Below are 14869 nucleotides of genomic sequence, written 5' to 3' on the forward strand. Positions count from 1 at the left end.
TGCTTTAGGTGATGAAAAGCATAGCTTGTATAGAGCTATGCTGAAATGAAATTAAAACTTGAAATTTAAAGACAATACAGCATTTCGACCTTCAGCTTCAGTTGCATAATGCGAAGCATAAGCTTTCGTGAAATAACGTGTATCTGAGAGATTATTGACGTTCAATTGAAGATCAATATCTGAATTTACTTGATAGCGAGCCATGGCGTCATAACGCACATAGCCTGGTACAAATTTGGTATTTGCAGCATCTCCATACACTCGATCCATAGCTAAAACACCAGCACCTAATTGTAATTTAGGGAGAACTTGGTAAGTTGTCCACAAAGTGGCAGAGTGTTTTGCGACATTTTGGACTTGGTTACCATTAGTTGGGCTAGCCGAATAACTTCCATCGCTATTTTTGACATAACCTGCATCAACAATTTCACTATCTAAATATGTGTATCCTGCAGATAAAGCCCATTTATTTGTGATATTGCCGTTTAAGCCTAATTCAAGGCCATCAACACGTGTCTCACCAATATTTCTTGTAAATCCATCACTATCTAAAGCGCGAGTATTTTCTTTTTCTGTACGGAAAATAGCAGCTGTAAGATTAATTCTGTTATTCAAAAGGTCCCATTTGGTTCCGATTTCATAGGTTTTGACTTCTTCAGGTTTGAGGTTGTTAATTGCTCTTGCTTGTGCATCAGTCGTATTTCGTCCTGGGACACTTAACCCTTCTGAACCATTACCAGCATCGATTCCAACGGGATTAGCTGAAGTCGCATAGCTTGCATAAATTGATCCATTTTCTCTTGGTTTAAAAGTTAATCCAGCTTGATAATTGAAGAAATCGTGTTTTGAATTATATTTTGTTCCTGCTTGAATTGCTGAAGTGCCTGAACCAGTATCTTGATTGTATTTCATTTCAGTTTTGAATTCATCCCAGCGAATACCAAGGTCAAGGAGCCACAGAGGATTAAGCTCAATATTATTTAGGGCATATACTGATTGTGTTTCAGATTTGATCATCATGACATTTGGATTCGCTTGAACTTTACCTAGCCAAGCATCATTCGAATTGGGGTTATAAAGATCAGTACACCAACCATTTGAAATATTTAATGAGCATGCATTATTAGCACCACTACCGCCTATTAACGTGGTATTAGGGTCGGTTACAATGTTTGTGCCGCGTTCAGAATCTTGTTTACTGTATTCAGCACCCAAATTGAAATTATGTTTTATGATGCCTGTTTGGAATTTACCTGTTAATGCGAGTTGATCTGTAAAACTGTCAGTGGTTGTTAGGTTGGTATTTAGACGACGCCAAACTTTTCCATTTGCGACGTTGCCCTGACTGTCATCTGGTTGAGTCCATAAGTAATTATTTTTTGATTTGCTATAGACAGCAGTATTCGTCAAGCTTAGATTTTCGGTAAAATCGTGCTCTAGCTTAAGGGTCCCAATTTGATTTTCTTGCTTTTGAAAATCACGATTTAACCAACCGTAGTATGTACCCTGTTGAACATCAACGGGTGAGCCGACGGTCGCTTTTCTGTCAGTGTCGTATTTATATGGAATACCTGAATCTGGCTTATCATCAGACTTTAGGTAGTAGTAGGCTAGTGTCGCTCGAGTGGGCGTGTCTAACCCAAAGCTAATACTTGGTGCAATACCAGCACGTTCATATTCAGCGCCATTATGTTGTCCCGCTTTTTCATTCTGGTGACCCATTGCCACGACACGAGTCGCAATACCATTCCCAAAATCTTTATTTGCATCTAATGTGATACGTGCATAAGCATCAGTACCGCCAGCAACAGAGCCTTGGAAAGCATCTCCAGATTTGGCTAATTTGGAAATTAGGTTAATACTACCACCCGTGGAACCTCCACCACCTAAAGTAGAGGCGGAGCCTTTGGTGACTTCAACCTGTTCAACGGCAAACATTTCTCGGTTTTGAGAAGTAGAGTTCCTCACACCGTCAACGTACATTGAACTTTCAGAGTTATAACCACGGATAAATGGACGGTCACCATTTGGGTTGCCACCTTCGCCCGCACCAAGCGTAATTCCTGGAACAGTTCTTAGAGCATCAGAAAGCGTAGTCACTTGAGTATCTTGTATCTGTTTTTGAGAAATAACAGAGATTGATTTTGGGGTATCGAGTAAGGGAGCAACGTATTTAGCGTTTGAGGATTTGTCGACTTTAAATGACTGCTCTGATTGAGCCTCGGATTTAATTGTTTCTAAATGCACTGTATCTTCTTGTGCAAAAGTTTGACCTGAAATAACAGCCAATGACGTTGCTATTGCAGATGAAACGATTTTTTTACGTGTCGTGATAAAGGCCATGTTTAACCTGATATGAATTTGTTTTCAGGTTGAGAATAATAATGATTCTTTTTTAGCTTTAACGGGTCTTAAAATTGATATTTGCGATTTAAGTTAAACTCAATAACGGAAGCTTAAATGTAATAATGTAATATTTTATGTATAAGTAAATGAATTTAAATAATATTGGAAAAATTAAAGTTTCTACATTTTTGTATGGCTATTTTTAATAGGGTTTTTTATTTTAATAAAATAAAAAACCCTGCTAGCGCAGGGTCTTTAAAAAATTTTGCTTAGAACTTAAAAGTTGTACTTAATTGTACACGACGACCTTCTTGAGTGTTGGTATAACGGTTGTAGTACTGATCATCTAAAGTAACATATTGAAGATCAACAAAATCTTTATCAAAAATGTTGTAGATAGCAACGCCGACATCTATATTATCATTCACAGTATAGTTTGTACCAAGGTGCCATTGGGTGTAACCTTTGAAATCACCTAACGCATTTTTAACATTGCCTTCTTCACGTAATTGGCTACTACGATATTCACCACGCAACCATAAGCTCATGTTATCAGCAGGCACATAGTTAACTAAAAGGTTTGCCACATGTTCTGCATTATCTATGTCATCGGTTGTATTACCCAAAGCATCGGTAAGTTCACCTTTAGTCCATGTATAGTTCGCCGATAACTTCCACTGGTCATTTAACTGATAACCTGCACCTACTTCAATACCATGAGATTCTGCTTCATCCGCATTATAAGGGCGAGCAAGGGTTAAGTTACGATTTGATGCGGTATTCCAATCTATGCCCCATTCTGCAAACTTGGCATTACATGCATCTACTGCACCAGAACAATCGAATTCAATTGGACGACCGTTATAACTCACCCCAGGCACATAAGTACCTTTCGCAACTAAATCAGCAATATCTTTATCCTGAATATGTACTAAAGAGTAACCAGCACCAACTGTTGTGATTTTATCTTTAGTCTTGTTTTGGAAGAATGTTAAGTTGGCATTAAAGCCAGCTTGGTTATCGAAATAAACACCAAGTTCGTAGTTTTCACTTGTTTCAGGCTCTAAGTTAGCGCTACCTAATACCGGTGCACGACCTTGGCTCGCAACGTTTGATAGACCTTGAGTTAATTGCTCTAAACGTGGCACTTTATAGCCTTCAGAATATCCACCTTTTGCAGTCCATTGTTCATTCACATTCCATACGACATATGCACGTGGTGTGAAGAAATCACCAAAGCTGCTGTGGTCGTCAAAACGCCCCCCTAAAGTTAAGTTTAAGTTTGGTAAGATGCTCCAAGTATCTTCAATAAATAAGCCATATTGGTCAAAAGACAGTTCAGGGTTGGCACGGCGGATGCCATCCTTAACGCTTGATTCCCACCACTGAGCACCAACGGTTAAGCTATGATTTTCAAATTTTTGGGTGCTAAATTTAGTATCGAAATAGGTGTCTTCACTTGTTAGTTTGCGATCATTGAAATTATTTTTTTCAGCAGCACTTAACATGCCTGCAGGGATTAGACGACCAATAGTTTCAGTTTCAACATGTGAAATGCTGCTCTCAAGCTTACCAAAGTCGGCATCCCATTCATGTGAGATATATCCTTTAGTACGTTCATATTCTTGGCTTGGGCCATAACCCTGTGTTGCTGATGGGGCTAATGGTTTACCAGAGTTATCAAGGTAAGTACCTAATTGACCGCGGCTGTTATCGAACCATTGTTGTGTATTTTCAACATCTAATGCAATTGTATGGTCAGCATGTGGTGTTAAAGTAATACGTGCACCTAAAGTTTCAATGTCAGACTTAGTCGGGCTATTACCTTGTGTTAAAGCACCATTTGGATCACTCAGATAAGATTGTTGACGCTCGGCTTTACGGCCACGTAATTGCACGCCAACTAAATCTTTAATTATAGGGCCAGAAGCAAACACTTCAGCTGAATATTGATTCCCAAAGTCAGAACTATTCGGGAGAATGGTACCATTAAGTGTTAATGATCCTGTCCATACATCTGAGACTTTTTTGGTGATAATATTAATTACCCCACCCATAGCATCTGAACCATAAAGGGTTGACATTGGACCACGAATAACTTCTATTCGTTCAATTGCAGAAATTGGTGGAATAAAATTATTATTTGATTCGCCGAAGCCATTAGGGGTGATGCTACCTACAGAGTTTTGCCGTTTTCCATCAATTAACACTAAGGTGTATTCTGCTGGCATACCACGCATACGGATATTAAGTGTACCTGTTTTACCAGCTGCTGGACTAATATCAACACCTTCAACTCCTTTAAGTGCATCAGCAAGAGAGGTTACACGTTTGGTTTTGAAATCTTCGCTTGTTAAAACTGTAATTGATGCAGGAGCATCTTTGATTTTCTGTTCGTAACCAGCTGCAGAAACTACAATTGTAGAAAGTTGATGAGCACTATTTTCATTTGTCGTATTTGCAAATGTTACACCGCTAGATAAAGCGAATAATGCAACTGTAAGAGGTTGAAGCTTAAACTTACTCATATTATGTTCTTCCGCTGGTATGAGTGATGCTTGAGGGCATGATCAAATTTGATGCAAATATTAATGATAAACTTTATCATTTGCAATAAAAAACAAACAATAATTAAGAAAAATGAATTGAATATGGTCAAACCTTGTGAGCAAAAAAAATATTCTCAGCTTTATAAAAAAGATGGTTTGAAAAAGGTATTTTGTATATCTTTGATTGTTGTCATATAATGTGGCACTTTAAAAATTGCAATTACTATTTCTATATCGAGGAAGCCATGCAAGTAACTTCTGAAGCGGTTTCGGGCGTAGCCCGTCGTTTAAATGTATCTGTACCGACGAGCCGTGTTAATGAGCAATTCGAAGCTCGTTTAAAACGTACTGCTAAAACAGTTAAGATCAACGGCTTCCGTCCAGGTAAAGTGCCTTTAAATGTTGTTCGTCGTGAATACGGCGCGAGCATTTACCAAGAAGTGGTAAATGATGTTATTCGTGACACAGTATTCGAAGCAATTCAACAAGAGAAAATCAATGCTGTAGGCATGCCTAACATTGAAAAAGTTGAAAACAAAGAAGATGCTTTAGTTTATGAAGCAACTGTTGAAGTTTACCCAGAAGTTTCAGTTAAGTTTGACGGTTTAGAAGTTGAACGTAAATCTACTGAAGTAAATGATAAAGATGTAGATCAAATGATCGAAAATCTTCAAAAGCAACGCGCGACTTGGACTGAAACAAAAGGCATGGCTAAAAAAGACATGCAAGTTACTTTTGATTTCGAAGGTTCTATTGACGGCGAAAAATTTGAAGGTGGTTCTGCTGAAGACTTCAAACTTGTATTAGGTTCTGGTCGTATGATCCCTGGCTTCGAAGACGGTATCGTTGGTATGAAGAAAGGCGAAGAGAAAGTAATTGATGTAACTTTCCCTGAAGATTACCAAGCAGAAAACCTTGCAGGTAAATCAGCTCAATTCAAAATCACAGTTAAGCTTGTTGAAAAACAAAAGCTTCCTGAGGTAGATGCTGAATTCCTAAAAATCTTTGGTTTAACTGAAGAAGAAGGTGTTGAGAAGTTAAAAGCTGACGTTCGCAAAAATATGGAACGTGAAGTGAAAAACGGTCTTCGCAATCAAGTGAAAGGTGCAACTTTTGATGCGCTTGTAGCTGCAAATGAAATTGAAGTACCTGCATCTATGTTGTCTCAAGAAATTGACCGTCAACGTCAACAAATGATCCAACAGTTTACTCAACAGTTTGGTGCTCAAGGCGCTAAAGCATTTGATTCAAGCATGCTTCCAGATGAATTATTCAAAGAGCAAGCTGAAAAATCAGTAAAATTAGGTGTTTTGGTGAGCAGTATTCTTGCTGAAGCAAAAATCGAAGTTGATCAAGCACGTGTAGAAGCTTATATCGAAGATATGGCGACTTCTTATGAAGATCCTACAGAAGTTATTGAATACTTCAAAAATGATAAGCAACAACGTGCACAAATCGAAGCTGTTGTTTTAGAAGACCAAGTTGTAGATCACATCTTAGCGTCTGCTAAAGTAACTGATAAAGCTGTTAGCTATGAAGAATTGTTGAAAGAACAACAAGCTCGTCAACAAGGCTAATCGGTTATCCGAAGGAAGAGGCGCTTAACGCGCCTTTTTTCTTGTAAAAAATATGGATCAACTTGTCCTGTATTCACAAAGCCTAATTAAAAAATATCTGATATTTAATGGTGAATATTTTGCATTTTCGACAATTATCCCTCATATTGTGAAAATGTATTGAGTGACAAAAAATTCAGGAATAAATAACGTATGTATGTTCCAACAATTGATAATGCTTTGGTTCCAGTTGTCGTAGAGCAATCATCTCGTGGTGAGCGTTCTTTTGATATTTTCTCGCGTCTTTTGCGCGAACGTGTAATTTTCTTAACGGGTGAAGTTGAAGACAATATGGCGAACTTAATCGTTGCGCAAATGTTGTTCTTAGAAGCTGAGAATCCAGAAAAAGATATTCATCTGTACATTAACTCACCTGGTGGTTCAGTGACTGCGGGTATGGCAATTTACGATACGATGCAATTCATCAAACCAGATGTCGTGACATATTGTATGGGCCAAGCAGCCTCAATGGGCGCTTTTTTATTGAATGCTGGTGCTAAGGGTAAACGTTACTGCTTAGAAAACGCTCGTGTTATGATTCACCAACCATTGGGTGGTTTCCGTGGTCAAGCTTCAGATATTGAAATTCATGCACGTGAAATTCTATTTATTAAAGAGCGTTTGAACCGTCTAATGGCTGAACACAGTGGCCAAGATTATGAAACTGTTGCACGTGATACAGACCGTGATAACTTTATGACCGCTCAAGCTGCAAAAGAATATGGTTTGGTCGATGAAGTTTTAACGAAACGTCCGCAACTTTAAGCTGTAAAGCATAGAAATTTATTTGGAGTGAAGATGTCTGAAAATCCTCAAGGACAAAAGCATTGTTCATTTTGCGGTAAAACGCAGTCTGAAGTGGGTAAACTCATTGCAGGCGAGGACGCTTACATTTGTAATGAATGTGTAGATGTATGCTTAGATTTAGTTCAGACGAGCCAGCAAGTCGAAACTGGTGAATGGGCAACTCGTCCATTACCTAAGCCGCATGAAATTCGTGCAGCTTTAGATCAATATGTGATTGGTCAAGACACTGCGAAAAAAACGCTCTCTGTTGCGGTATATAACCACTATAAACGTCTTAAAGTGACTCAATCAACTGCAAAGTCAGAAGATCGTGTAGAACTTGCTAAAAGCAATATCTTACTCATAGGACCAACAGGTTCGGGTAAGACTTTGTTGGCGCAAACTTTAGCGCGCTTATTAGATGTGCCATTTGCGATGGCTGATGCAACGACATTAACTGAAGCTGGTTATGTTGGTGAAGATGTTGAGAATATCGTTCAAAAATTGCTACAAAAAGCAGATTACGATGTTGAGAAAGCACAGAAGGGTATCATTTATATCGACGAGATCGATAAGATTACCCGTAAGTCTGAAAATCCTTCAATAACACGTGATGTTTCAGGTGAAGGTGTTCAACAAGCGCTTTTAAAAATGATCGAAGGCACGGTAGCTTCAATTCCACCTCAAGGTGGTCGTAAGCATCCACAGCAAGAGTTCATTCAAATTGATACGTCTAATATCCTGTTCATCTGCGGTGGTGCATTCTCTGGTTTGGAGCGTGTCGTGCAACAGCGTCAAGAAAAAGGTGGAATTGGTTTCACTGCTGACGTGAAGACTAAAGATGACTCTAAGAAGTTATCTGAATTATTTAGTCAGGTAGAAGCTGCCGATCTTGTGAAATTTGGTTTAATCCCTGAATTCATTGGTCGTCTGCCAGTGATTGCAACGCTCGAAGAATTGGACGAAGAAGCATTAATGCAAATTTTGACTGAACCAAAAAATGCATTAACGCGTCAGTATCAATATTTGTTCGAAATGGAAGATGTTGATCTATTATTTGAAGATTCAGCATTGCGAGCTGTTGCGAAAAAAGCACTTGAGCGTAATACAGGTGCACGTGGTTTACGTTCAATTCTTGAAAACGTCTTACTCGATACGATGTACGATTTACCAAGTCGCTCTGATATTGGTACTGTTGTGATCAATGAAGCTGTGATCAATGAAAATGCTGAACCAGAATATCGAACTGAGCGCCAACCTAAACAAGAACAACAAGTTGAAGAAAAGGTCGATTTAAAGATTTTAGATACTAAATCTGCTTAATTGATTGTAATTCATCAGAAACGCGTAAAAAGTCCCACTTTTTGCGCGTTTTTTGTTTTTAATCTCGGATTGAGATGATAATCTAACGATAACAAAAATATGACATAGAATAAAAAGTATTCGTGATGAGGGATAATCATGCGATCAACCGTAGCAGTGTGTGCTTTGAGTCTGTTTCTTGTGGCATGTCAGACACATAAAGGGCTTAACGAAAATAATCAAACTCATGTGGTTTCAACGTTAAAACCGGTAGATTTTAGTGAGAAAAAAACTTTTATATCTCAGAAGCTAGATCAATATAAAGTTGCAGGATTTGATCTGGGCTCATGGGTAAATCAAAAACCAGGACAGTTTTTCAGCCGTGTAAAACCTCAACATCAGCAAGCCGCAGTGTTGTATCTGTACCGTCCTGATAGTAAGTGGAATCGTCAGGAAATTATTGCACCGAGTTTTTTTCTAAATGGTAAGCGCATTCCGAGTTTAATCAGCAATCATTATTATTGGATAGAGCTGGCTGAAGGGGATTATCAACTTAGTATTAGTCGACCTTTAACTGTGATGCATTTTCAAAAACCTTTGGTTGCAAGTTTTAGTGTTAAAGCGGGGCAGCAGTATTTCTTAAAATATGAAGAAGAACAGTTTCGAGGTGGACCAAATGGTAGTGAAGATCTCCTCAGAGTTGGACCATTGATGCAAATGCCAACAAAACAGGCATTAAGAGAAATTGGCATGACTCAGTTGAAAACGCCTGGGCTTAACTATGTTGCCGTTATTCAACCGAACGGAACATTGCAAAAATCAAAAGAAAAAATTAAAAATAAAGAATATAAAGCCAGTGATGATGTGCGCTTAACAGAACCTTTTAAGATATATGATCCACGCACATGGTAACTCTGATTCAGCAGAATGGTTTTTAGCTTATTTCGAGTCAGTATGAATACTTTGTTTTTGTAGTTGTTCTAATTTCTTTTGGACTTCAGCAAAATTCTTTTCTGTAGATTGTAAAGAGCCTGCAAGTTGTTGATTCAGGATTTTCATGGATTCTTGAGCAACAAGTGGACCTTTATTTAAAATGGATTGACCTGTTGGAGAGGAATAAAAGTCGATCTGGGCTTGAACTTCTTGGGCATCATAGACATCTTTATAAATTTTGAGATAGATCGGTTTAAGTTTTTCCCAAGAAGTTTGCTTAATATTTTCTTGGTGAATTTTATCAGCCAGCTCATTGGCAATAACTTGTTGTTGTGGTGTTAATTTTTCGGCCTTAACAATATTTTGAACAATGCTATAGGCCTGTTGATCAATTTGAGGTCGGATTTGTTTAAGTGTACTTTGTAAGAGCTGATCTAAATTCAATACTTGTATGAGTTTTTCGATTTGTTGATCAGTCGCTTGAGCTGCCATAACCGCAGGTGAGCAGATCATGCATCCGCTCAAAAATAATGTTCTTAAAATTTTCATGAGTATTCTCGGTATAAAAAAGCACCCTAATGATAGAGTGCTTTTTGAACTTGAGACAAGTCGAATATTATTTATTGTGCAGCTGCATCTACAACTGGAATTTTACCAATTTTAGCCTGCCAAATTTTTGGTGCAGTTGCGTGAACTGATGTTCCGTTAACGTCTACTGCAACAGATACAGGCATATCTTTAACCACGAACTTATAGATTGCTTCCATACCTAAATCTTCAAAAGCGACAACTTCCGCTTCACGAATTGCTTTAGATACGAGATATGCAGCACCGCCTACAGCCATGAGGTAAGTTGCTTTATTGTCTTTGATAGCTTCAATCGCAGCAGGACCGCGGTCCGCTTTACCGATCATACCGAAAAGACCAGTTGCTTCTAAAACTTGACGTGTGAACTTATCCATACGTGTTGCAGTTGTTGGACCTGCAGGACCTACAACTTCGTCACCCACTGGATCAACAGGACCAACGTAGTAAATGAACTTACCTTTAAGGTCTACAGGAAGCTCTTCACCGTTGTTTAACATATCAACCATACGTTTGTGCGCAGCGTCACGACCTGTATAGATTGTACCGTTAAGAAGAAGCGTATCACCTGGTTTCCAAGAGTTCATTTCTTCTTGTGTGATGTTATCTAAGTCAACACGTTTAGAAGAAGATGAGTCCCAAGTGACTTCAGGATAGTCTTCAAGTTTAGGTGCAATAATATTCGCAACACCTGTACCGTCTAGTGTGAAGTGTGCGTGACGAGTCGCAGCACAGTTCGGGATCATACCGACTGGTTTACCCGCAGCGTGACAAGGGTAGTCTTTAATTTTGATGTCTAGAACAGTCGTTAAACCGCCAAGACCTTGTGCACCAATACCCAGCGCGTTTACTTTCTCGAAGATTTCGATACGAAGTTCTTCAAGTTTATTTTGTGGACCACGACGAAGAAGCTCGTCCATGTTGATCTCTTCCATCAATGCTTCTTTAGCAAGCATCATGGCTTTTTCAGCTGTACCACCGATACCAATACCGAGCATACCAGGAGGACACCAGCCTGCACCCATGGTTGGTACAGTTTTCAGTACCCAGTCCACGATTGAATCAGATGGGTTTAACATTGCAAGTTTAGATTTATTTTCTGAACCACCGCCTTTTGCTGCAACAGTGATATCTACTTTGTTACCTGGAACAAGTTTATGGTAGATCACAGCAGGGGTGTTGTCTTTCGTATTCTTACGGCCAAAAGCAGGATCAGCAAGTACAGATGCACGAAGTACGTTAGAGTTTTCTAAGTAACCTTGGCGAACACCTTCGTTAATCGCGTCGTCTAAGCTCATTGTTAAATCAAATTTAACGTCCATGCCCACTTCAACGAATACGTTGACGATACCAGTATCTTGACAGATCGGACGGTGACCTTCGGCACACATACGTGAATTGATTAAGATTTGTGCGATCGCATCTTTGGCAGCTTTGTTTTCTTCACGGTCATACGCACGACTCATTGCTTGGATGAAGTCTTGTGGATGATAGTAAGAAATGAACTGAAGCGCATCTTTAACGGATGTGATCAAGTCGTCTTGCTTGATAATAGTTGTCATACAAATATCTCTTGAGCGGGCTGATAGCTAGCGGGCTAAATTATAAGACAAAATGATTAAGTTGTGGCTGTTTTGCTGAGGATTTGACCGAAAGTTTACGAGAAAGGTGGGCTGTTCTAAAGGTTTTGCTTGATATATTCATCATATCTGGAGTGAACTTTCCAGATTGGGCTATTTGCTTCCACTGTTGATATTTTGGGGGTATTACTGTAGCTGCTATCTATGCTCTACAATAAGATCGAGTTGTAAGCTTTATATTCGCTTTTTTGTGTAGAGGTGTCTAAAAATCATCGACCTATCAAGTTAATTTACCTCTTCATTTATCCACCTTTAAAGAAGGCAAGTTCTAAAGCACGATATTCAGAAATCTGATACCCGACTTTGTTTTGCATTAAGTAGTAAAATTTTTCAAACATCATCTCATTTTTCAACTGATCAAGAAGTGTCAAATATGCTAAATACGTTTCTGGTTGTTTAAAAATTTGATGATGGGGCTTACTCTCGCTTAAAAATCTGAATACTCGGCTATCCCAAATTGCATATTGTTCGGGGTGAATAAAGTGCAATAGTTTAGATACGCTCACCAGTGAATTATTGAACGCACTTTTGAGAATTTTAAGCTCTTCAACTGTGATGCGATGACCCTGTTTGAATTTATTCAAAATAAGGATTAGATCATCTGCTGAAGTTAAATCAATTTTTTTTTAAATCGTAGGCATCCATGAATAGGTGAAGCTGATCCCGATCACAATGTCATCTAAAGTTAGGGTTTCGCTACTTTTGAAAAAGTTCAAAAAATAAGAATAAGCAAGTAAATAGTTTTCCTGATCTTTGTTAAATTGATTTGCGATTTCAAAGATTTGTTTAAATATTTCTGAATGACTTTTCAATGTTAAGGGCATATGACTATCATTTTAATATACAGAAAAAACAAATCTATTTGATTTTATTGATGTCTCAAAATAAAAAACCACCCCATCTTTCGAAAGGGTAGGTAACGCGGAGACATCAATTGTTAGAAGCTTAAGATGCCAATTGTTGATCTGCTTGAATGGCAGTCAATGCAATGGTGAATACAATGTCATCGACCAAAGCTCCTCGAGATAAGTCATTGACTGGCTTATTCAAACCTTGCAACATTGGTCCAACACTCACCACATTGGCAGAGCGCTGAACAGCTTTATAAGTGGTATTACCTGTATTAAGATCTGGGAAAATAAAGACATTGGCACGTCCAGCCACTTGAGAGTCAGGAGCCTTAGAACGTCCCACACTTTCGACAGATGCAGCATCATATTGAAGGGGGCCATCGATCAATAAATCTGGACGACGTTCTTTTGCGATGCGTGTTGCTTCAGCAACTTTTTCAACATCAGCACCTGTGCCAGATGTACCGGTTGAATATGAAATCATGGCAATACGTGGATCAATACCAAACGCTTTGGCTGAATCGGCAGATTGAATCGCGATTTCAGCAAGTTGCTCTGCATTAGGATCTGGATTGATTGCACAGTCACCATAAACATACACTTCATCTGGTAATAACATAAAGAAAACAGACGAAACTAAAGAGTAATCAGGTGCCGTTTTAATCAACTGAAATGCAGGGCGAACTGTATTGGCTGTGGTATGAACTGCACCTGAAACTAATCCATCCACTTGATCTAGTGCTAACATCATCGTTCCAAGAACCACTGTATCTTGTAACTGTTCTTTCGCTTGCAGTGCATTTAACTTGCCTTTACGCAACTCTACCATTGGCGCAATATAGTTGTCGCGGATGAGGTCTGGATCAATGATTTCTAAATCATCAGGTAATTCAATCCCTCGAGCTTTGGCTACATCTAAAACTGCTTCTGGTTTTGCCAGTAAGATACAGTGAGCAATACCACGTGATTGGCAGATCGCGGCTGCTTGAATCGTACGAGGTTCATCACCTTCAGGAAGAACAATTCTTTTCTTCGCTGCAATTGATTTTTGTACCAACTCATGACGGAATGCAGATGGAGAAAGACGTGGTTGGTATGAGCCATTCAGCAACTGCGTTACCCAATCCGCATCAATATGGCTAGATACAAATCGAGTGACTTGTTCAGCGCGAGCAGTATCATCTACAGGAATTTCATTGCTTAAATTAGCCAGTTGGGTTGCCGTTTCAAAGGTACTCAGTGGTGTGTGTAAAATAGGTAAGCCCTGTTTTATCGCAGCTTGGCAGAAAGCCAGTACTTGTTGATTAGGCGCATAATGTTCAGTCAGTACTAAACCTGCAAGAGGAATACCATTGCTGCTTGCTAAACTACTTGCAAGTAAGACATCAATACGATCTGATGCGCTAATAATCAGTTCACCTGCCGTGAATTTGTGCAGTTCGCGCTCGATATTTGAAGCGATCAAGCTACTATGCAGAACACGTCGTTGTGCAGCCTCACCTAAGTTAATCCATTCTGCTTGAATATGTTGCGCGATATCAGACATTCGCGGCACACTTAAAGTATTACTAAATGGTACTAATGCAATAACAGGAAGTTGTTCGGAACCAATCAGTGGATGTGTTTTTTGAATTTCCCCAACAAATTGTTGAGTCTCTTGTGTCAGACGAAGATTTGGATCAATGGTCACTGGAATCTGTGCAGACTCCTCGGACAGACCTTTGGTTCGCATGAAAAGCACACCAGCTGTTCGGTTGCTGTTTGCTCCACCAAAATTACGTAATTGGGTTTCTACTTTTTCTGCTGTATAGGCTGGTTGTTTGATATCAGCATTGCTCACAATGATGACTTTCGCATCTAGTGCTTGAGCAAGTTGAGCATTCAGTTCAGATGCAAAACTATCACGACTGTTTGGAACTAACCCTTCCACAATAATAAGATCATGTTTTTTAGCAATTTGACGATGTAGACGAACAGCTTCTTCTAATAACTCATCACTTTCACCAGCATTTAATTGCTGAACTACATTTTGATATGAGATTGGTTCAACTGTTTCGTTCTGAGAAACATGGCGGAATAACGCTGTGGTGCGATCGAAATTTTCAGCATGTACTTCTTGTGAAAATGGCTTCACAAAACCAGCTTTTACACCTTGACACTCAAGTGCATAAATTAAGCCTAAACACGCTGATGTCAGACCTACACCTTCACCAGTTGGAACAAGTACAATTGTTTTCATATCATCAAAATCTATATCTAAA

10 protein-coding genes are annotated in these 14869 nt (G+C 39.0%); 4 read left to right on the top strand and 6 right to left on the bottom strand.

The features are described from left to right. Positions 1-51 precede the first annotated feature (51 nt). Together AC1M9I_RS06325 and AC1M9I_RS06330 are read right to left on the bottom strand one after the other, a co-directional pair. Positions 52-2343, bottom strand: a complete 2292-nt coding sequence (locus tag AC1M9I_RS06325) for a TonB-dependent receptor (RefSeq protein WP_481610834.1) — start codon at positions 2341-2343, stop codon at positions 52-54. A 272-nt stretch (positions 2344-2615) separates the two neighbouring features. Further along, entirely contained in the window at positions 2616-4874 is a 2259-nt protein-coding gene (locus AC1M9I_RS06330; protein WP_481594950.1) for a TonB-dependent receptor domain-containing protein, read from the bottom strand. A gap of 266 nt (positions 4875-5140) precedes the next feature. Between AC1M9I_RS06330 and tig the strand changes: the two genes are divergently transcribed. The 4 genes from tig to AC1M9I_RS06350 all read left to right on the top strand — a co-directional run bounded on the left by tig (position 5141) and on the right by AC1M9I_RS06350 (position 9511). After that, positions 5141-6472, top strand: a complete 1332-nt coding sequence (gene tig, locus AC1M9I_RS06335) for a trigger factor (protein ID WP_481587580.1) — start codon at positions 5141-5143, stop codon at positions 6470-6472. A gap of 192 nt (positions 6473-6664) precedes the next feature. Beyond that, a complete protein-coding gene (clpP, locus tag AC1M9I_RS06340; protein WP_035265270.1) occupies positions 6665-7276 on the top strand; it encodes an ATP-dependent Clp endopeptidase proteolytic subunit ClpP in 612 nt (203 codons plus the stop codon). Positions 7277-7309: 33 nt separating this feature from the next. Beyond that, complete coding sequence (gene clpX / locus AC1M9I_RS06345; protein WP_035265272.1) at positions 7310-8620, top strand: ATP-dependent protease ATP-binding subunit ClpX; 1311 nt, start codon at positions 7310-7312, stop codon at positions 8618-8620. A gap of 138 nt (positions 8621-8758) precedes the next feature. Next, the gene (locus AC1M9I_RS06350; RefSeq protein ID WP_481593307.1) at positions 8759-9511 is read left to right on the top strand and encodes a DUF2846 domain-containing protein; all 753 of its coding nucleotides are present in this window, start codon (positions 8759-8761) and stop codon (positions 9509-9511) included. 27 nt (positions 9512-9538) lie between these two features. On the opposite strand, the gene AC1M9I_RS06355 is transcribed toward AC1M9I_RS06350, so the two are convergent. From AC1M9I_RS06355 to pta, 4 genes are all read right to left on the bottom strand, one after another. Beyond that, positions 9539-10081 (bottom strand): DUF2059 domain-containing protein, encoded by a 543-nt coding sequence (locus tag AC1M9I_RS06355; RefSeq protein ID WP_035265277.1) that lies wholly within the window; start codon positions 10079-10081, stop codon positions 9539-9541. Between the two features lie 71 nt (positions 10082-10152). Next, positions 10153-11679 carry a fumarate hydratase gene (locus tag AC1M9I_RS06360; protein ID WP_035265279.1) on the bottom strand — a complete coding sequence of 509 codons (1527 nt, stop codon included), beginning with the start codon at positions 11677-11679 and terminating at the stop codon, positions 10153-10155. Between the two features lie 320 nt (positions 11680-11999). Beyond that, the gene (locus tag AC1M9I_RS06365; protein WP_481593308.1) at positions 12000-12341 is read right to left on the bottom strand and encodes a hypothetical protein; all 342 of its coding nucleotides are present in this window, start codon (positions 12339-12341) and stop codon (positions 12000-12002) included. 361 nt (positions 12342-12702) lie between these two features. After that, positions 12703-14847 carry a phosphate acetyltransferase gene (gene pta / locus AC1M9I_RS06370; protein WP_481593309.1) on the bottom strand — a complete coding sequence of 715 codons (2145 nt, stop codon included), beginning with the start codon at positions 14845-14847 and terminating at the stop codon, positions 12703-12705. Between the last annotated feature and the right edge of the window lie 22 nt (positions 14848-14869).

The sequence above is a fragment of the Acinetobacter sp. ANC_7553 genome (genome assembly GCF_056779895.1).